The 19,383-nt window shown below is 51.9% G+C and carries 13 protein-coding genes and 1 pseudogene; 5 read left to right on the forward strand and 9 right to left on the reverse strand.

Translation table 11 applies throughout. The features are described from left to right. From Q0336_RS01685 to Q0336_RS01700, 4 genes and pseudogenes are all read right to left on the reverse strand, one after another. Positions 1-652 (reverse strand): annotated as a pseudogene (locus Q0336_RS01685) (hypothetical protein); the annotation flags it as partial. Between the two features lie 104 nt (positions 653-756). Next, a complete protein-coding gene (locus Q0336_RS01690; RefSeq protein ID WP_298524857.1) occupies positions 757-2,208 on the reverse strand; it encodes a hypothetical protein in 1,452 nt (483 codons plus the stop codon). Positions 2,209-2,233: 25 nt separating this feature from the next. Continuing rightward, complete coding sequence (locus tag Q0336_RS01695; protein ID WP_298524860.1) at positions 2,234-3,574, reverse strand: hypothetical protein; 1,341 nt, start codon at positions 3,572-3,574, stop codon at positions 2,234-2,236. A 102-nt stretch (positions 3,575-3,676) separates the two neighbouring features. Continuing rightward, positions 3,677-3,910 (reverse strand): hypothetical protein, encoded by a 234-nt coding sequence (locus Q0336_RS01700; protein WP_298524862.1) that lies wholly within the window; start codon positions 3,908-3,910, stop codon positions 3,677-3,679. A 656-nt stretch (positions 3,911-4,566) separates the two neighbouring features. On the opposite strand from Q0336_RS01700, the gene Q0336_RS01705 reads away from it, so the two are divergent. Further along, a complete protein-coding gene (locus Q0336_RS01705; protein WP_298524865.1) occupies positions 4,567-6,423 on the forward strand; it encodes an ATP-binding protein in 1,857 nt (618 codons plus the stop codon). A 263-nt stretch (positions 6,424-6,686) separates the two neighbouring features. On the opposite strand, the gene Q0336_RS01710 is transcribed toward Q0336_RS01705, so the two are convergent. The 5 genes from Q0336_RS01710 to Q0336_RS01730 form a co-directional block, all read right to left on the reverse strand. Further along, positions 6,687-7,298: a response regulator transcription factor gene (locus Q0336_RS01710; protein WP_298524868.1), complete on the reverse strand. Its 612-nt coding sequence runs from the start codon at positions 7,296-7,298 to the stop codon at positions 6,687-6,689. A gap of 77 nt (positions 7,299-7,375) precedes the next feature. Further along, complete coding sequence (locus Q0336_RS01715) at positions 7,376-8,095, reverse strand: hemerythrin domain-containing protein (RefSeq protein WP_298524872.1); 720 nt, start codon at positions 8,093-8,095, stop codon at positions 7,376-7,378. Between the two features lie 395 nt (positions 8,096-8,490). After that, positions 8,491-9,381 (reverse strand): carbohydrate kinase, encoded by an 891-nt coding sequence (locus Q0336_RS01720; RefSeq protein ID WP_298524875.1) that lies wholly within the window; start codon positions 9,379-9,381, stop codon positions 8,491-8,493. A 41-nt stretch (positions 9,382-9,422) separates the two neighbouring features. Then, the gene (locus Q0336_RS01725) at positions 9,423-10,277 is read right to left on the reverse strand and encodes a hypothetical protein (protein ID WP_298524877.1); all 855 of its coding nucleotides are present in this window, start codon (positions 10,275-10,277) and stop codon (positions 9,423-9,425) included. 111 nt (positions 10,278-10,388) lie between these two features. Then, a complete protein-coding gene (locus Q0336_RS01730) occupies positions 10,389-10,640 on the reverse strand; it encodes a YtxH domain-containing protein (RefSeq protein ID WP_298524880.1) in 252 nt (83 codons plus the stop codon). 1,045 nt (positions 10,641-11,685) lie between these two features. On the opposite strand from Q0336_RS01730, the gene Q0336_RS01735 reads away from it, so the two are divergent. The 4 genes from Q0336_RS01735 to Q0336_RS01750 are packed head-to-tail and all read left to right on the forward strand — an operon-like array spanning position 11,686 to position 18,927. Next, entirely contained in the window at positions 11,686-14,799 is a 3,114-nt protein-coding gene (locus Q0336_RS01735) for a TonB-dependent receptor (RefSeq protein WP_298524883.1), read from the forward strand. Between the two features lie 27 nt (positions 14,800-14,826). After that, entirely contained in the window at positions 14,827-16,461 is a 1,635-nt protein-coding gene (locus tag Q0336_RS01740) for a RagB/SusD family nutrient uptake outer membrane protein (RefSeq protein WP_298524885.1), read from the forward strand. Positions 16,462-16,473: 12 nt separating this feature from the next. Further along, positions 16,474-17,514, forward strand: a complete 1,041-nt coding sequence (locus Q0336_RS01745; protein WP_298524888.1) for a substrate import-associated zinc metallohydrolase lipoprotein — start codon at positions 16,474-16,476, stop codon at positions 17,512-17,514. A 6-nt stretch (positions 17,515-17,520) separates the two neighbouring features. Next, positions 17,521-18,927: a DUF4302 domain-containing protein gene (locus Q0336_RS01750; protein ID WP_298524890.1), complete on the forward strand. Its 1,407-nt coding sequence runs from the start codon at positions 17,521-17,523 to the stop codon at positions 18,925-18,927. Positions 18,928-19,383: the final 456 nt, after the last annotated feature.

Genomic DNA, 19,383 nt, shown 5'->3' on the forward strand with positions numbered 1-19,383 from the left:
AGAGTTCGCTAAGGCTGACACTTAGGATCTGGAACTGATCCTTAGGCTTATCCTTGTTGATCTCTGAGGTCGTAGCTGACTCGATGAAATCAAGCTTCTGTGCGAAGGTCAGTGTCTTGCTACGTATAGCTCCGAGCAAGAGATCGATCCGCTCCTGAAGAGCCTTCTGTGGGTCATGTATCTCCTTCGTGATCTGATCCAGCTTATCCGAGAGCGTCCCGCCTAGCTTGTCGATAGCTTCAGCGATCATCCCTACGAGCTCCGACTGCTTCTTCATGTGCTTGTCAATAGCCTCAGCGATCGCGACGAGCTTGCTCTTCAGCACGAGCGTCTGTGACTCGATGGCAGCGGCGATGGCAGCAAGCTTGGTCTCAAGAGTCTTGTTGACATCCCCTAGTACATCGAGGATGGCTTTTAGCTTGGTAGCTTGGTCCGTATTCATCTTGTCGATCGCCCCAGCGAGCTCCAGGATGGCTTTTTCGTCCTTGAGAGCACCGTTATTGATGGCTTCTATCACCTTGGTGAAGTCATTGGTCACGGTGACCTCCATATTATAGTCGACCTCGGGCGAATCCTCCTGACAAGAAGTGAAGGAGGCGGGTACTGCTAGCAGCAGTGCGAGGGCAACGAGGGGTCTAAGTATTCGTTTCATGATGATGTCTATTGTTAATAGGATATACCTAAGGCATATATTTAGCTTGACCGCTTACCCCACCCGCCGTGTGGGGCGGGTGGGAGTGAGGGATGCTGCTGGTGCTACTTGGTGCGTACAGGTCGTATGGAGAGACCAAGGTAGCGAGGACCGTTCCCATCTCCAGGATTTTCGTCGAAGGAAGGTATGCAGACTAGGGCTTGAGAGTTCACTTCGTATTCTACTCGAGCATCAATCTCATTGCTCCAGAAAGCAAGCGTTTCGGTTAGGTGGTCTACCTTATCGCCATCACGATATCCTGAGAAGCTTAGGGTAATCGTCTTCCCTGTGAGCTTGCTTGTACCGACGAGGCATCTGACATCATTGATATTCTTCAGCTCCCAAGTACAGTTATCACAGAGCTCCTTGACTTCTTCGATGGTGGGCATGCGCCACTTACCACCGAGCTTTGCCTTGACTACATCATCTTCTTCATCGAGGTACTTCTTGTTGTCCATGGGACCCACACCTCCCCAGTAGCTCTCATGGATGCAGTACTTCGTTAAGAGGTACTTATTGGGGTCGGCATCTGAAGGTCTGGCGAACTTGTAGGTAGACCAGTCGTAGACTTCCTTGGTCTTTAACTCACCCCAAGCGTAATAGTCACCGAATTCGAGAGGAGTTGCAGCTCCGAGGTAGGTGTCAGACCACTCGACACTGAGACCGAGATCAATGACCTCAGGGGTAGGTACGGTATTATTGATCTTGGCGATCAGCTCATCGAGCTTCTTGAGGATCTCGGCAAGGGCCTGAGCAGCCTCTGCCTTCCCTGCCCGTACTTCTCCGAGGAGGGTATTCACCGTAGTGGCAAGTGTCTCGAGTTGCTCGAGGATCTTTCCCTGAGCCTGACCATTGGCCTTGACTTGCTTGAGGAGCTCTTGCATCGCTGTGTCTAGAGCCCCAAGTCGTTCCTTGATGGTAGCCGTCTCAGTCTCTAGAAGAGCCTTGATCGTACTGAGCTTACCGCTTAGGTTGATCGTCTGGGCATCGATCGTAGCTAGGATGAGGTTGAGCTTCTCCTGAAGCGACTTCTCCTTACTATTGATAGCTGCTTGGATCTGCTCCAGTCTCTGGGCGAGTGTCCCGCCGAGCTTCTCGATGGCCTGAGTGATCTTCTTCACAGCCTCCTCTTGATTGAGCATGTGGTCACTGATGGCCTTTGCGATGACCTCTAGCTTATCCTCCAGGAGGAGCTTCTGGGATGCGATAGCCGCCTCGATGGCAGCGAGCTTCGTATCCAGAGTGTTATTGACCGAGCCGAGGACCTTGAGGATCTCGCCAAGTATTTCGGTATGGCTCCCGTTCATGCGGTTGATGGCTTCGGTGATCTTCTTGATGGCCTCTTCACGCTTGAGGTTACCGTTGTTGATCGCCTCCACTACAGCAGAGAAGTCATTGGTCACTGAGACCCTTGTCGTATGAGTGATACTTGGTGCATCCTCCCGACACGAGGAGAAGGAGACTGGTAGTGCCGTAAGCAGAGCCAGAGCAACAAGTGATTTGAGTATTCGTTTCATAATGCTATTAGGATGCTAAGGGTGATTACTTCTTGATGGAGAGGGTGACGCGTCGACCTTCAGCAGTAGGCTTACCATTACGTTCGCCGATAGCTAGCTGAGGGTTGAGATCATCGGCAGCGAAGCCTTCGAGTAGGAGGACACGGACGACTTCCTTCAAGCGACGGGTAGAGAGCTGCTGGTTGTAGTCGGTAGCACCAGGTGTACTAGCTTCGGCTAGCAGTTCGATCTTCTGCCCCTGAGCACTGCGGGCGAACTCCTTGAGGCGCTCCAGCTCGACACGGCTGATCATGTAGCTGTCGTGAGCGAACTGTACGAAGTGTGCTGGCTGTGCTACGCCTGCTCCTGCCTCGCTGCAGTCAGCTAGACGACGCTCTAGGTCGGCGCAGAGACGCTCTGCTTCGGCACGAGCTTGTGCTTCACGGTCGGCACGAGCTTCGGCATCACGAGCAGCCTGCTGGAGGGCATTGATCTGGTCATTGAGCACAGAGATCTGCTCGCCGTAGTACTTCTTCAGGTGATATGCTTCGCTGTGGACGAAGTTGTAGCGGAGCGTTGCAAGACCGAAGATGAGGTTCTTCGGAGAGATATCCTTACGATCTAGGATCCAGTCCATCTCACCCTTCAGCCCGATGTTGAACTGTCGGGATACATCGGCTTCGATATGTAGCGAAGCGGGGATATAGAAGCTCTGATAGTCTTCGTGACGGTTCTTTGTCTTGACACGACCTGAGAAGGTCAGAGCACCCTCATTGCTGATGCTCGTCCCGTCATAGAGGGGGATGGTCTTACCGCCTTGGGTAAGGGTATTGTTCAGCAGGAAGGAGTATTCGTTGCCTTGCGCATAGGTGTAGCCTACACCCGTACCAAGCCAGATGTTGAACCACTGAGCACCACGGCGAGGCCAGAGCTCCATGAAGTTGAAGCCGAGACCTAGCTTAGCGTTGTGGAAGTTCATCAGATAGTTGCCATAGACCTTGATAGGCATCTCCCTAGTGGCGAGACTCGTCACACGCTGCTCACGACGATAGCGTGACCATAGATATTCGGCTCCTACACGGATCCAAGGACGGATGGTGAAGTCGATACCTCCCCCAAGGGCGGGAGCTTGCTTGTAGCTGCGCTTGGCATTGAGGCTGGGGTACCACACATCGGTAGCCCAAGAGAGGCCTCCTTGGGTGAAGATGCTCCACGTATTCGTGCGTAGCTCGCTGTTGAGAGCTCGGGGCATCTGAGGAGCTCCTTGGTCCATCGTCTGCGCTTGGGAGCTAACAGCTACGACCAGAGAGCAGAGTGCGGTGAAGCCTACGCGCACCCATCGGTCACTGAGTGACTGGATGAGGCGATTTGCTCGTTGTTTGTTCATGTCTGTTTGTAGTTAAATAGAGTTGATGGTATGTTATCTTGTCTTCAGGCCCTGCTACCACTTGTGGTGGGGTAGTAGAGCGGGGATTCTGCGGGAAGTACCTCAAGAGTCACTACTCGGAGGTGGGGTAGATGGAGGAGGATCGAGACCCTTAGTCTCGGTCCCCTCCTCGGGAAGCTGTCCTCGGGATGCTTGACCCATCGGAGCCACTCCCCGACGATCGAGTTCGTCACGCACGATCTCTCGTATCGTATCGAGGAGCGTAAAGCGATCCTCAGAGTACTGCATGCTCCGTCTTTGTTTGTCGGTCGGAGTACCGTCTTCGTGTCGCTTCATAGTGCGTTGGTGATTATGCTATGACTTCTGGTGCAAAGCTAAGGAGAGAAGTTGGGAGGTTCCCTGTCGAATTCAGACAAAAAACTACTGATTTCGGACATTCTTATTCTTCGGGACTTATCATTATCGGACATTCATTGGGTGTAGTTGTTTGTTTGATAGATGGTTAGTGGTGATAGGTTGGGTGAAAAGACACCGATCCTATCCGATCAGTTACATACATCTTCATGCGCTTCACCCGACCTGTTTGGGGTACAGATATACCCATGGTGGGTCGCCTTTGTTACCCATGATGGGTCGTCTTGGTTACCCATGATGGGTCGTCTTGGTTACCCATGATGGGTCGCCTTTGTTACCCATGATGGGTCGTCTTGGTTACCCATCATGGGTAGCACTTTCTCCCTACTGATGGCTCCCACCTACGATCTACATTGGGTCGCTCTTAGAGGCCTATCGTATGTGGGGTGAGAGACTTTTATTATTTTCGCAAGAGGAAACAGCAAACGCTCTAGATATAAGTATATATTAGTCTCTACAGCTCTTCCCCTATATCAGATCTCATCGCTATGAGTCATCACCGATCGGCCCTCGAGCCATCTATCCCATCCGTAGGTATGCCACGGATCCTTGATCTCTGCCTATCCTCTATGTTTTGGATGAAAGACTGCCTTTCACGCTGGAGCTTGGGGGGCTGGATCTTTCCTCTTCTCTGCTTCCTCTCCTTAGCTTCGTGCGGAGAGCGATCGGGTGTATCCTCAGCCTCTATAGGCTCGGGTAGCACTCCCACAGCTTTCTCTCTGTACCATCTGATTCTTTTCGTAGGGATCATCTTGACGGTGGCTCTGCTCATCGTCGTCATCTCGCTGATCTATCTGGGGCGCGTACGTTGTCGCAATCACCTTGCGCTCCAGCGAATCTTGGCCCTTCGAGAGACCTTCTTCACACATATCACCCATGAGCTTCGCACTCCACTTACCCTCATCCTAGGACTCAGTCATGACCTGCAGAAGCCAGAGGTCGAAGAAGAGGTGAGGGATAAGGCTCAGGTCATAGAGCGTCAGGGCAAAGGTCTCCTTCACCTCATCAACCAGCTCCTAGATATCAGCAAAGTGGAGTCAGCCTTTGGAGAGCCAGACTGGTGCAATGGCGACATCACCGCCTACTTCATGATGCTCGTAGAGAGCTGGCGTGAGTATGCACGTCACCAAGGTGTCGAGCTGCAGTTCTTTGTCCAAGAGCCCGTGGTGATGGACTTTGTACCCGACTACATGAGCAAGGTGATGAACAATCTGCTCTCCAATGCCTTCAAGTTCACCCCTCAGTCTGGTCACGTGTGTCTATCGATGCACCGATCGGGCGATCAACTTCTCGTAGATCTATCGGATACGGGTCGGGGAATGGATGAGGAGACGATACAGCGTATCTTCGAGCCCTTCTACCAAGCAAAGAGCGAGACTAGAAGTGCCGGTGCAGGTGTGGGTATGGTTCTCGTCAAGCAGATCATGACCACTATCGGAGGACGTATCACTGTGGAGAGTAAAGAGGGGAAGGGGACGACTTTCCATCTCACTATGCCCATTCATCATCGGGCGAAGCGACAGATCTCTCCCGCAGAGGTGGAGATGACACCTCAGCTCCCAGACTCCTCTACCAACGCTGTCGATAGCGAGAAGGTTGACAGCGAGCAGCGTCTGCTCATCATCGAGGATAACCGAGATATAGCGGCCTATATCGCCTCTCAGTTCTCCAGTCAGTATGAGATCTCTTATGCTTATGATGGTAGGGAGGGGCTGATGAAAGCCCTAGAACTGGTGCCTAATCTCATCATCACCGATCTGATGATGCCCTCCATGGATGGTCTCGAGCTATGCCGACACATCCGGAGCAATGAGATCATCAATCATATACCCATCATCGTCGTGACGGCGAAGATCTCCGAAGAGGAACGTATCGCAGGGATCGAGGCGGGGGCAGATGCTTACCTTGCTAAGCCCTTCAGTGGCGATGAGCTACGCACCCGAGTGGAGAAGCTACTTGCTGGGCGACGGATGCTGCAGGAGAAGTTCTTAGCCATGGCGGTCAAGGGTAAAGAGCGGGAGAAGCCTCTAGAGGAAAAGGATGCCGATCTTCGTCCAGACACCGATACCTGCCAAGAGGAGGATCTGCGCTTCTTGGATAAGGTATCCGACTTCGTCTATATGCAGCTCAGTCGCAATAAGGAGGTGAGTGTCGCAACGATCGCCTTCTCCATGTGCATGAGTAGTAGACAGCTCCACCGCAAGATCCATGCGCTGACGGGCTATCCCCCCTCGGGCTATATCCAGCGACTCAAGATCAAGAAGGCTTGCAACCTCCTGGATAAGGATACAATGATCAGCTTCGTCGAGGTGGCTGACCAGTGTGGCTTCGATACCTATCCCAACTTCGTGCGAGCCTTCAAGAACGTGCGAGGTATGACCCCTACGGAGTATCGGAAGAAGATGCTCCATCCCGACTACGATAAGCAAATCTAGTAGCCCGCCTTCGCTACGAGGGTTAGTGCACTTCCTTTGCTCTTAGGCTCCCTCTTGTCTTACCCCTTATGGACTATCCTTTTCTCTCACATTGATTGCTCATGAGGCTTTCCTTATAGCAAAAGAACGCCTTCCTCTGCTTCTGCAGGGGAAGGCGTTCTTTGTATATGATATGCGGGGCTTACCGAGTGATGGAGGAGAGTCTTTCGCTTTCTTCTACCACTTCTCTTTCATGCGCTCCTTCTCTCGTTCGCTACTGATCGCTAGAGGTCTTGCTTGATGTCCTCAAGCTCGACGAGCTTGTTCATGATCGCATAGATCGTCAGACCGCTGGGGCTATGGATCTGTAGCTTCTTGGAGATATTACGTCGGTGCGTGATGACGGTGTGGGTGGAGAGGTAAAGCTGACCAGCGATCTCCTTATTCGTCATCCCCTTGACGACGCAGATGATGATCTCACGTTCACGAGGTGTGAGCGCTTGCGAATCGGGGGTGAGTGGGGTAGCCGCAGATTCGTTCTGTAGTAGCTGATCGATCGTCTCCGAGATCTGCAGAGGGGTGTCGGCAAGATGAATGACCCCATCGAACTCCTTGAGGAGGCTCGGGTCATAGGCTCCGTAGCACAGAGCGATGATCTTGGTGTGCTCGGGGAGATGGGGTAGGGCAAGGCGGGGTGAAGGACCCGTGAGTAGCGGATTGATGATGAAGATGTCCGCAGAGATGACCGTAGCGACATCCTGCCACTCACGGCGGTTCTCATCGATCAGATAGATGATCTGAGCCTTGTAATGAAGGAGCTTGCGTAGCTGAGCCTCTAGTCCTGACCGGACAATAGCAGTGGGCTCGGCGACGGCTATCTTGATAGGAGTAACCATGGGTCTATATCATGGGGGAATGAAATCAAGGGGGAGAGTACGATCACGTATGCTCTAGAGAGGTAGCCTAGAGCAGACTAACCCATCTTCTGCTCGAGATATTCGATGAGGGGAGTGAAGATCGCATCCTCGATGTAGTTGTGACCTGCGAGATCGAACTCCACGGTGAAGATGTCCTGGAGTACAGAGGTCATCTCATAGCCCGAGGGAGCTGTGTAGTACTTGATCAGTAGGTTCTTGAGCTCGGTGATTTTGAGCTCGATCTGATCGTGTCGCTTGATGAAGATCCCGATATTGTAGTGGCTATCTCGTTCGCCAGCCATCAGCTTGCGAGCGTAAGGGAAGACCACACGATCCTCATAGCTCATGTGCTTGCGTACCTCTTCGGCATATTCGTCGAAGAAGCGACGGATGACATAGGTCAAGTCCTGTGGGCAGTTGGACATGGCCGAGAGCAACCTCTGACGGATGGCAGGGAGGCGGAAGTCAAGGAAGTAGGAGTGTGAATTTGTTAGGTATTTGAGTAGGCTGTCGAGGTGCACCGAGGCGATCTGCTCGGGGGTCGGGTCGTAGTTCTCTATGATCGAGCTATTGAGGAGTAGGAGCAGTGTCTTCGTATCCACGTGATGCTCTTGGCAGATCTGTCCGATGCTCTTATCTCCGAAGCCCAGAGGTATCCCGCAGCGAGAGATGATGAGTAGGGCTGCCGAGCTGCCGAGGATGACGTCGCTCATACGTGAGTGTGCAGTGAAGGGAGCGACAAAGGCATGTCCCTGGAGATGTCTATAGGAATTCATTGATCAGAATAGTTGATTTAATACGGCGGACTCTAAGAGGATGATCCTGAAGGATACGGAGCAAAGGTAGGCCATTCCCTATCCTCGTACAATCCACGAAAGTAGGTAGATAAATGCTAGATAATCATGATAAATAGGTATTGTAGCCTCGTATCCGAAGCTCTACCTTTGCAATGTGAGAGTGATACAGCTTTATCTAGCATCAACTCTTGTAAATAGTAAACCGTTTAAGTGATAAATCGAATGACCTGGCTATCTCGGGAGAGATGGTCAGGTTAGTTTTTATCCCTCCGTCTCTAATCTCCATTCATCATTGACCTTTCCCCATGCTTCGAGACTAGGCGAGTGCCAAGTCCCTTGTAGGAAGGGCCTCTAGAGAAGAGAGGGAGGAGCGATCAGTCTCGCTCCTCCAGATATTCCTTGTATTCCTCGGGAAGGGTGGGCATCGCTCCGTGGTGTGAGCAGACAAAGGCTGCTATACGGGTCGCTAGAGCGACAGCCTCTAGGAGGCAACGTCCAGCGAGGAGGGCGGAGACGAAGCCTGCAGTGAAGGAGTCGCCTGCCCCTACGGTATCTGCGATCTTTACCCGAGCAGAGGGGTGATAGACACTGCCCTTTGGGTGGTAGATATTGCATCCATCAGCACCTCGGGTGAGGATGACAGCATCAAGATCGTAGCGCTCGAGGATAGCACGACAGACTTCCTCCATCGTCCCTTCGATACCTAGGAGCTGACCTAGGATGGGGACTTCCTCATCGTTGAGCTTCAGCAGGTCAGCATGCTCCAGAGAGGCATGGATGACCTCGTAGGTATAGTAGTGGAGACGGATGTTGATGTCGAAGATGCGTAGGCTACCTGCAGGCATAGCCTCAAGCAAGCGCTGGATGGTCGAGGCTGACTGTGGTGAGCGCTGAGCTAGAGAACCAAAGCATACGGCATCGGTACGCTGGGCTAGGGCTTCGAGTTCCTCCGTGTATTCGATATGATCCCAAGCCACCCCTTCAGAGATCTCGTAGGAGGGGACTCCTCCTTCGCTAAGTGTGACGAGGACGGTACCCGTAGGATGCTCATTCTCCTGAAGAATGGTCTTCAGCCCCCGTGAATGGAGTTGCTCTTTGATCTCTGCTCCAAGGCTATCTCTACCAATCGCACTGATGGAGTAAGCTTCATGGCCGAGCTGCTGACAGTGGTAGGCGAAGTTGGTAGGAGCTCCTCCGAGGGCTTTGCGGTCAGGGAAGACATCGAAGAGTAGTTCGCCGATGCCGACGATGGTGTACTTCTTCATATACCTTATATATAGTATGTAGGTGGGGGAGGGAATACTATCTAGCGTCTACGCCAAGAGGGCCTTTTCGCCTTGGCCTTCTTCCCCGAGAAGAGACGGAATAGGAGACCTTGGGTTTGGCTTGCTAAGATGCCGAGGAGGGTAGGGCTGAGGAAGTCCCAAGCCATAAGTAGGTAGGGTGTGTACTTGGCTAGCTTACTCTTAGGCTGCTTCTCCTCCTCAAGAGCTCTCTTGCTGAAGAGGTGAGAGTGCTCGGGAGCTCTATAGCCTAGTCGCTCTAGGATGTTGCCAAGCACGGGGACACTGGCGACGCAGTAGAGAGCTTCGTCACGGACATAGTCGGAGATGATCTCTCGACGATGGTCTCGGAGGTAGGTCATCCCACGTACTACCTGTGGGAAGGTCTCGTCTTGTAGGATGAGTGTCTGGTAGCGAGCTTGCTCAAGGACAAGGTAGGAACCACCATTTCGGATGGAGCGTGAGGGGCTGTTGTACTTCTGTCTCCGTAGATAGGGGATGAGGTCAAGGCGTAGGTTGATACGCTTCGTCTCGGCTAGCGCCTTGCGTGCGACGGCATCACGGACGGCCTTAGTGATCCAAGGGCGTACGAGCACGACTAGGAGCATGAGCCCTAGATAGCCGGTAGCAAGGTAGAGGAAGCCTAGCGCAGGGGAAGACTCACTCCAAGTGGCTAGTGCAAAGCCGAGAGCGATATTGAGCGCAAGGAAGAGGAAGAAGAAGAGCAGAGCTAAGATCCCCCAGAAGACGAATGAGGAGGCTCCACGAGCAACAGCACCTCCCAAGGAGAGGGCTGTGATATCTATACGTTCTCGGGAGAGAGCCGTGAGGTGATGGGCAAGCTGGGAAAGGGAAAAACCGCTATTCTGTGACTTCATAGAGCTTCGTACTTCGAGGGATGATAAACTAAGAGGCGAATACGCCGAGATCTACGTGCGAGAAGTAGCGCCTATCACGGGTATTCGCCTCTTGATTTGGGGGCGGGAAGGCTAGTCGTTGCCTTCGATCTCATCGAGCAGATCGTTGGTCTCTTCGGTGAGCTTGTTGCGGTAGCGATTGTAGCGGTCCTTAGCTTCGTAGTATCCTTCGACGATGCTATCGCGAGCACGTTCTACGGAGCTAGAGAAGTTATCAGCGAAGGCTTCACGCTTACGACGGTCAGAGAAGTAAGCTGCTGCAGCACCTGCGGCTGCTCCGATGAGGATGCCGAGGACGAAATTTCCACTTGAGCACTTAGACATAATCCTATTCGATTAGAGATTAATAATGTATGAACAACGTAAAGGTAAGATTATTTCCTGATTTTAGCTAGACTTGTCTGCTAAGGCGGGGTGAACTTGCCCTAGATCTCCATCGCTTATGGTGGCTCTAGTTCAACGAGAAGGATTGGATTGAGCTAAGCCAGAGGCATCGGTATGCGAGGGATTGACTTGTCGCATCCTTTTCGGTTTGCTATTGGGACGAGGAAATCAAGCTGGCACAGGACCTCGTTTCTTTAGTTTCTTCATGGGGATATTTCCTTGCTCTACCCCTTCAAAATAGGCACATGCGGAGGGGTGGTTAAGCGACCTATGGTAGGTCGGTCAGAAAACCTACTGTGGGTCGGTCGACCGACCTACCGTGGGTCGCAAGGACGACCTACAGTAGGTTTTATTTGGCTGTTGCTAGAAGGTGTGCTCTGCCGCCTGTGGAGTAGCTCTATGAAGGTGATGCTCAGTTGAGCTGCTTTGGTTGGAGGGCGATGGGGAAATAGCTGGTAGTCTTGAGGTGGAATATTAGCCTAGTCATATACCACTCCTTGAAAGCTCAAGGAAGATCATCGCTGGACCCTTGTATGCCTTGCGCTTAGATTTTGGGGCTAATATGCCGAGTCTCCTGACCCCAATAATAGGGTTTAGAAATCTGTTAAGACTTAATAATAACTTGAAATGTGTCTTTTTGCCTTGAGAAGGGGGCGTATTTTGGTATAGTGACTGGGTTTCCCGATTGGATGGAGTGGGAGGAGCGGGGGGATTGGGAGGAGATCTCTCAATAATTAACCAGTGTGAGATCTATAAATTTTATAGATCATTTGGGGGTGATAATGCCTTGTTTTGCCTGCGTTTTCACTCTACTTAGACCGTGGTCTTGTCATAATGATCTGTTAATCATGGGAAGTCAGGAAATAAAATACTTTAATTAAAAAGTTAAGGAATAGGGGTTGTTAAATGCTGTTGCCCTATGTTCTCTTTTCTTTAATTTTGCCCCGCAATCAGCACAAAACAAATACAGCATCAAGGTTAGATTATGCTTACAAAATTACGTAGTCTCATCGCCTGCCTGATCCTGGTGATCGTCGGTGCACTACCTGCGTATGCCCAGATGGTCTTGGTACATGGTAAGGTCGTGGACCAATCGGGAGCTCCTCTCTCGGGTGTATCCATCACCTCCAAGCAAGACGCATCGAAGCGTACGCTCTCAGCCACTGACGGTACCTTCTCCCTTCAGGTAGGAGAAAAGACCGTACTCGTCTTCTCTCTCAATGGGAAGAAGACGGTCGAGTTGCAGGCCTCAGCAGATTCTCTGCTTGTCAAACTCGAGAATGAAGTCCATGCCGCCGGTGTCACTACGATGCGTCAGGCTACCTCCGTCAAGAGTACCTATTACCCACTGTGGGTTATCGATGGAGTGATCTACAAGGAAGACAAGAACTTCAATGTCGCAGACCTTGCTTCTCCCGAAGCTAAGCGCCTCATTGCTGCAGCTCTTCCTGGTCTCTCTGAAAGCGATATCCAGAGCTTCCAAGTCATCAATGACGCTTCGGCTACCGCTCTCTATGGTCAGCGCGCCCTCGGGGGGGTCATCTCGGTCCGCACAAGTAAGGCAGGGCAGGGGACGAACTCCTTCACCTATCAGGCCGAGCTTACCTATCGAGCTATCCCTTCTTATCGTGAGTACAACATTCTGAACTCTCAGGACCAGATGGCCGTCTTCAATGAAATGGCCAATGGTAAGAGCCTCGATAACGAAGCGGTCTTTATCGCCTCTCAGTATGGGGTCTATGGCTACCTCTACAATAGCATATATAAGTATAATGATGCTACTGGCGAGTACGGTGTCCTCAATACCGATGCAGGTCGTGCTGCTTACCTCCGTGCTGCGGAGCTTCGCAATACGAACTGGTTCAAGGAACTCTTCCAGCACAGCATCCGCCATCAGCATACCTTGACCTTCTCTACAGGTACGCAGAAGGCAAACTATTATGCTTCGCTCAATGCTAACCTCGACCCAGGGTGGAACAAGTATGAGAACTCTCAGACTTACTCGTTCAACTTCAACGCTGATTTCAGACCCTTCAAGGGGTGGAGCTTCGGTATCCGCTCTACAGCCTCCTACGGCAAGGTGCGTTATGGCGGTGACTGGCGCCCAGGGAACTATGCTCCTACTGCCAGCCGTACGCTAGACCCCAACGCTTTCTATGCGTATGACTACACGCCGTTCAATATCAAGCACGAGCTCCAGCACAATACTCGTGACTACAAGACGGCTAACCTCTCCATGCAAGCCACCATCGACTGGCAGCCCATCAACCAGCTCCGTTTCTCGGTCCTCGGCGCTCTACGCTATCGTGACCAGTATGGTGTCACCGACCGTGATGAGCAGTCTAATGCCGCTCAGGTCTATCGCAACATTAGCAAGAGTATCATCCGAGACAACAACAGCTACCTCTATAAGCCCCTTGATAATCCTACGGCCATCCCACAGATCGTGATGCCCTATGGTGGTATCCGCAATTCGCAGAACATCATCGATGAGCGCTACGACGGTCAGGCTAAGATCCACTACAATGATAGCTTCGGTAGCAACGGCCAGCACAGCCTCTCAGCTGTCGGCGGTCTGGAAGTCTTCGAAGAACGTCACCTCAATGAGTGGTTCGATGCTTATGGGGTCAACTACAACCTTGGTTATCTGACTACCTATTCTCCTCTGCTCTTCACGAACCTTCGTAACAAGAGCAAGCAGTACTATAGCATCCATCCTACGCTTAACCGTGGGGTCTCGCTCGTCGGTAATGTCGACTACACCCTCCTCGGTCGCTACCGTGTGAATGCTTCGTATCGTCGTGAAGGGACGAACCAGTTCGGTCGTGCTCGCACTATCCGCTATATCCCCACTTGGAATGTCGGTGCTACTTGGACGATCGACCAGGAAGCCTTCTTCTCCAAGCTCAAGCCTCTCTCTTCGCTCTCGATGAATCTCTCCTATGGGATGTCGGGGACGATCCCCTTCGTGCACAACGCACTTCCTCGTCTGAAGACGCTTCTTCCCTTCTTCGGGGATGCTAACCTCATCGAGCCAGGGCTCTATATCAATGAGCCTGCGAACTTCGACCTGACTTATGAGAAGATGTATGAGCTCAACTGGGGGATCAACTTCGGTCTCTTTGACGAGCGTATCTCAGCAGGGGTAACCCTCTTCAATCGTCAGGGTCGTGACCTCATCGACCAGGTATTCCCTCAGGGTACTGGTGGCTTCGTCGACTATCTCTATGGGAACGTCGCTCAGATGACTGCTAAGGGGATCGAGCTCTCGCTGACCACGCAGAATATCCGCACCCGCGACTTCTCTTGGTCTACCTCAATCTCCTACTCACGCAATACCAATAAGGTGACGCGCCTCAATACCAGCCCCTCAGTGACGAACCTCACGGATGGTGCTGCTCGTCAGGGCTATCCTCTGAATGCACTCTTCTCTATCCCCTTCTACAAGCTGGACGAGAACGGGCATCCTCGCTTCTTCCTCCCCAATGGTGCAGATGTGCTACCTGATGGTCGCCACATCACCAGCCCTAAGCATGGAGGACAGGTCGCTTGGACGGCTTCTAACCCTGAGGATATCGACTACCTCGTCTACTCGGGTACTCAGACACCTACCGACCAAGGTGGTATCAACAATAGCTTTAGCTTCAAGAACTTCCGCCTCGGTGTCTACATCTACTACTCCTTCGGTGGTGTGATGCGCCTGCCCGAGCAGTTTGCTACGAAGTACAATGACTATCAGGTCATGGGTAAGGAGTTCAATCGCCGCTGGCTACGTGCTGGCGACGAAGAGCGTACGAATGTCCCTGTGATCGCTACGGATGCTCACCGTCAGGCTAACCCCTACCTGAGCAATGCCTACACGAACTACAACAAGTCTGATGTCCGCGTCGCTAAAACTGACTACATCCAGCTACGTGATATCTCTCTGAGCTATACGGTACCTAAGAGCTTCGTAGATCGCCTGCGCCTCTCTTCGCTTGCCCTCAAGCTCCAAGCCTCCAACGTGGCACTCCTCTATGCTGATAAGAAGCTCAACGGAGCGCTACCCTATGGCTATGCCCCTCACTCCTACATCTTCACCGCTACTATCGGACTCTAGTCGGATAGTATAAAGGATCTATACAGAATGAAGAAGTTATCATTCAGCCTACTCGGGCTGGCTTTGCTCGCTGGCTCTATCTTCGGGATGAGCTCTTGTGGAAAGTTCCTCGACGAGAATGCCGATGGGCATTACGTCGATGGGAATACCCCCTATAAGATCAGCCGCTTCCTGACTTACGCCTACCCTCTGTCTTCTCTGGCTCATATCTCGGAGCTCTCCTCGGACAATACGTATGAGGATGAGACGCGTAACCTCTACCGTGAGGACTACCAAGACCTCGCTGTCTACTGGAAGCCTATCACGACGACGGATGGTTCCGCTTACTACGATGGGACACTCAAGATGTGGGAGTCCTACTACTATGCTATCGCTCAGGCTAACGAAGTACTGACGCTCATTGAGGAGACGCAGAACTTCGGTGACCGTAATATGGCCTCTCGTGGTGAAGCCCTGGCCGTGCGCGCTTGGTCGCACTTCCAGCTAGCGAACGTCTTCTGTCTCCCTTACAACTTTGATGGTCAGGGTGGCGCGACGAACCTCGGTATTCCCTATATTGCTGAGCGTGTCACGACTATCCTCCCCGACTATCCCCGTGGTACCCTCAAGGAGACCTACGAGAAGATTGATAAGGATCTGCAGGAAGCTATTCCTCTTCTGGAGAAGTACAACATTTACCAGAATGAGATCCGTCGCTTCCACTTCACAGCTGAGGCTGCCTATGCCTTTGCCGCCCGCTTCTATCTCTACTACAACCAGCCAGACAAGGCTAAGGAGTACGCAGATAAGCTTCTTGGGAATAATCCTATACCGCAGCTGCGCAACTGGGCAGGTAACTACACGGGTATCGATGCTGCTAATGCCAATGCTAAGGCACTGGCTTACTATCACCCCACCAATAGCGCTAACCTCCTAGTGATCTCGCTCTACACCAACTTCCAGTTCGTCACCACTGGTGGTGAATCCTTCACGGGCTCTCGCTACACGCACTCCAATAAGTGTGCTGCTGATGAGACGCTCTGGAAGAACATCTGGAACGTAAAGCGTAACCGCGACGAGTACAACTTCGCTCCCTATATCTACGACAAGGTCTTCATCGATAAGGTCTATCAGCCTAAGCTGCCTATCCTGAACTCCTATCGTAGTGTCGAAGTGCAGCTGACTACGGACGAAGCTCTTATCAACCGTGCTGAAGCTAAGATCCGTCTTGGGGATCTCGATGGTGGTCTTACCGACCTCAATGCGTGGACTTTAGTCTACCTCCGCCCTGGTCTCGCTAAGAAGACCTTCACTCAGGAGGAGATCGTAGAATACTACAAGAATCTGCCCTATGCTGACAAGACAACGCGCTCGCCTAAGAAGCATCTAACGAAGGCTCACTTCAAGCTCCACGATGGCTCTTCGATCACCGAGGGCACGGCTACGGAAGCTCTCCTGCAGTACGTCCTCCAGTGCCGTCGTATCCTCACGCTCCATGAAGGTCTTCGCTGGCAAGATATCAAGCGCTATGGTATCGATGTCTACCGCTGGAAGAAGATCGATGCTGGTGCTGACTCCTTCGCAGTACCCGAAGATGGGGTGCTCCTTGGCACAGATCTTCGCCAGGCTATCGCTCTGCCTCAGCAGGCTGTCGTCGGTAAGATCAAGCAGAACCCACGCTAACGCTATACGGCTATGAAACTATTCAATAAGACCATTGCATCGCTTCTCTTGTCGCTTCTCTTGTCGGCAGCCCTTGTGAGTTGCGGATCTTCATCCGATGAGGTCGACCCTACACGCCCGATCTTCTCGCCACTAGATACGACGACGATGACCGAGGTCCAGAAGTACATCCAGAACTACTTCGGGAAGAAGTTCAATGTAGATATCCGCTACAACTATGAGGACCGCCTAGCGAGTAACCTCTATAAGCTCGGACCAGCCTCTGAGGCTCAGGCGCTGAAGTACATCAACCTCATGCGCTATACCTTCTTCGAAGTGTACGAGAAGGTAGCTCCCAAGGGCTTCGCTGAGCGCCATACGATCAAGCAGCTCATCCTCTTCGGTACGCTTGGTTATGGTCCTACGCAGAACCTCCTCGGGGAAGCCCCCTTCGGGATGATCCAGGTCTATGATATCAATAGACTCAACATCCCTTACTACGATGACCCCAATTACGAAGCATCCAGCTTCAATTACTACTACGAGCGCGCTCGAGATAACTATATCCAGACGCTCTACCACGAGTCCGCTCATACCCTCCACCAGGATACTCCTGTCCCAGAGGACTTCCTGAAGCTGACGATCTCAGACTACCAGCAGGACAATGCATTCTCCTATTGGTATATCCGTGGTATCTCTTCTCTGACAGCAGGCTTCATCTCGGACTATGCGAGCAAGAGCCCTGAGGAAGACTTTGCCGAGCTCTATGGTACCTATATGGTACTCCTGCCCAGTGAGTGGGAGAACCTGATGGTCCGGGCGGACAAAAAGTATAAGCCAGAGGCTCGCTACACGGGACGTGAGATTCTGGAGCGTAAGCTAGCCATCATGAAGGAATATCTGAAGGCTAACTACCACCTCGATATCGATGTAGTCCGTGCAGAGGCTAATCGTCGTATATCTGCTATGGCTGACTATAGGACGTTCCCTACCGTTGAAGACTACTATGAGTTCATCAAGGATGACTTCTCCAAGCTTCCTCCCTCTTATTTTTCCACTGTCCCTAAAGACTAGACTGCTATGAGACGTTATTTTGCTTGGGCTCTAGGAGCCATGGCACTTTTCTCCTCCTGCCAGATGTATGACAATCTGCCCGTAGGAGAGGACAAGCCAGCACTCTATCTGACAAAGGAGATGGAGAAGCTGAACGAACTACTAACTGGCAACGAACATGGCTGGCGCCTTGTGCTTCTGCCTGGTAGCTACCAGTATGGTGGTATCAATATCGCCTTCAAGTTCCACAAGGGCGGAGCCGTTGACTCCTATTCTGAGGATCTTGACGAAGTGATCCACTCCAGCTATCGTATCTATAATACGGCGGGTATCCGCTTGACTTTCGATACGCGCAATCCTGCTCTAGGCCGCTACGCTGAACCTCGCAACACGCTCCTTCAGGGGCTGGAGGGTGACTTCGAGTTCACCTTCGGCAAGGTCAGTGCTGACCAGGATACGATTGAGCTTGTTGGGGTCTATAGCCGCAATCGGATGCAGCTCATCCGCCTCAAGGAGGATGCTCAGTCTTACATCGACAAGGTTAAGGAAATCCGTAATGCGGTCTATGGTAAGGCTCTTGCCACGACGACCATCGGTGGTGAGGAGGTCAAGATGTCCGTCTTCGGTCTCATCCGTCAGCTACAAGTCAAAGTGGGATCTGCCAAGGAGCGTCTCATCCCGATCCACTTCTCTCCTGAGGGGATCGAGGTCATCGCTCCAGAGGATCTGATTGATGATCGTGACGCTACACAGGGTAAGGTCGGTCAGATCGGTACCGAGCTCCTCCGCCAGATCAAGATTCAGAAGGAAGGGGATGCCTACCATGCTCTGACTCCTTCTGGAGAAAAGCTAGAGATTCAGTCTAGCTACTACGACCTGACGAAGTACAAGATCCGTGCTCTTCTCTATGAGTATTGGTGTGGTAGTGCTATCCGTGATGTCATGAATCGTACCAATGGTGCGAAGTATCAGTACGGTCCCAATAAGGGTCAGGATAGCATCATCGGTGAAGTCACCTATGACCCCTACTATAGTGAAGGAGATGTCTTGAATGACTTTGCATATATCGGGCGCACTGATGGTGGAGACCACAAGGTTTCCTTCCAGCTCTACTCTCCATCGTCGGGTAACTCCTGGCTGAGCTACTATCTTGACTTCGCTCCCGTCAGTGATCAGCCTAGTCAGCTCTACATCCGCAAGTTCGTGCAGAATGGTGACAACTGGCGCTACCGCCGCTATGCGATGCAGGGAATGGTCAATGCGCTCGCAGACAATTCTCCCTATAAGATCACTTGGCTTGAGCGAGATGGGAACTATGAATACCTAATGACCTCGCAGGTGAATGCAGACTTCTGGATGAGTATCTCCGCCTGCTACGATCCTGGGCACCCACTCTCTGACATGCCTGTCTACTACAAGGGATTCAAGTACTAGTCCTCTCTCATCCCTCTACTGATAGCAAAGCCCCAGCTTACCGAGCGGTACACTGGGGCTTTGTTGTATCTGTCGTTGATAAAGCTAAGCAGTTTACTATGCCAGAGCTCTTCAAGCGGAGGTAATATCTAGTTGTATAGACCTCAGGAGGCAAGGAGCTGCGACTTTTTGTGCCTCATCCTTATTCCCGAATAGGATAGGGATGAGGCTTAAATATAGGGTGCTAGTGCGACGCAAAGCTACTTTGCATCATGACTGGTACGAGTCTCAATGCCTCCTTATATTGGAATGTGTAGTTCGCCTTACAGTGAGGAGAAGGCAATGTCATTATGGGGTCTACTCACTTCCCTTGTACTTGTCGGGATTTTCCAAGGGTGGAAAGCGAACTTTCCAAGCTTGGAAAATTAGTTTTCCACCTTTGGAAAGTTAACTTTCCATCTCTGGAAAAAGTCCTTT

Origin of the sequence: uncultured Porphyromonas sp. (assembly GCF_938039215.1) — a bacterium.
In the GTDB taxonomy this organism is placed as follows: Bacteria; Bacteroidota; Bacteroidia; order Bacteroidales; family Porphyromonadaceae; genus Porphyromonas.

Excerpts from the sequence above, each read along its gene's own strand:
- Q0336_RS01705 (WP_298524865.1), top strand. The coding sequence starts at position 4,567 with ATGAAAGACTGCCTTTCACGCTGGAGCTTGGGGGGCTGGATCTTTCCT.
- Q0336_RS01730 (WP_298524880.1), bottom strand. The coding sequence starts at position 10,640 with ATGTCTAAGTGCTCAAGTGGAAATTTCGTCCTCGGCATCCTCATCGGA.
- Q0336_RS01695 (WP_298524860.1), bottom strand. The coding sequence starts at position 3,574 with ATGAACAAACAACGAGCAAATCGCCTCATCCAGTCACTCAGTGACCGA.
- Q0336_RS01700 (WP_298524862.1), bottom strand. The coding sequence starts at position 3,910 with ATGAAGCGACACGAAGACGGTACTCCGACCGACAAACAAAGACGGAGC.
- Q0336_RS01750 (WP_298524890.1), top strand. The coding sequence starts at position 17,521 with ATGAGACGTTATTTTGCTTGGGCTCTAGGAGCCATGGCACTTTTCTCC.
- Q0336_RS01725 (WP_298524877.1), bottom strand. The coding sequence starts at position 10,277 with ATGAAGTCACAGAATAGCGGTTTTTCCCTTTCCCAGCTTGCCCATCAC.
- Q0336_RS01740 (WP_298524885.1), top strand. The coding sequence starts at position 14,827 with ATGAAGAAGTTATCATTCAGCCTACTCGGGCTGGCTTTGCTCGCTGGC.
- Q0336_RS01735 (WP_298524883.1), top strand. The coding sequence starts at position 11,686 with ATGCTTACAAAATTACGTAGTCTCATCGCCTGCCTGATCCTGGTGATC.
- Q0336_RS01745 (WP_298524888.1), top strand. The coding sequence starts at position 16,474 with ATGAAACTATTCAATAAGACCATTGCATCGCTTCTCTTGTCGCTTCTC.
- Q0336_RS01715 (WP_298524872.1), bottom strand. The coding sequence starts at position 8,095 with ATGAATTCCTATAGACATCTCCAGGGACATGCCTTTGTCGCTCCCTTC.
- Q0336_RS01710 (WP_298524868.1), bottom strand. The coding sequence starts at position 7,298 with ATGGTTACTCCTATCAAGATAGCCGTCGCCGAGCCCACTGCTATTGTC.
- Q0336_RS01690 (WP_298524857.1), bottom strand. The coding sequence starts at position 2,208 with ATGAAACGAATACTCAAATCACTTGTTGCTCTGGCTCTGCTTACGGCA.
- Q0336_RS01720 (WP_298524875.1), bottom strand. The coding sequence starts at position 9,381 with ATGAAGAAGTACACCATCGTCGGCATCGGCGAACTACTCTTCGATGTC.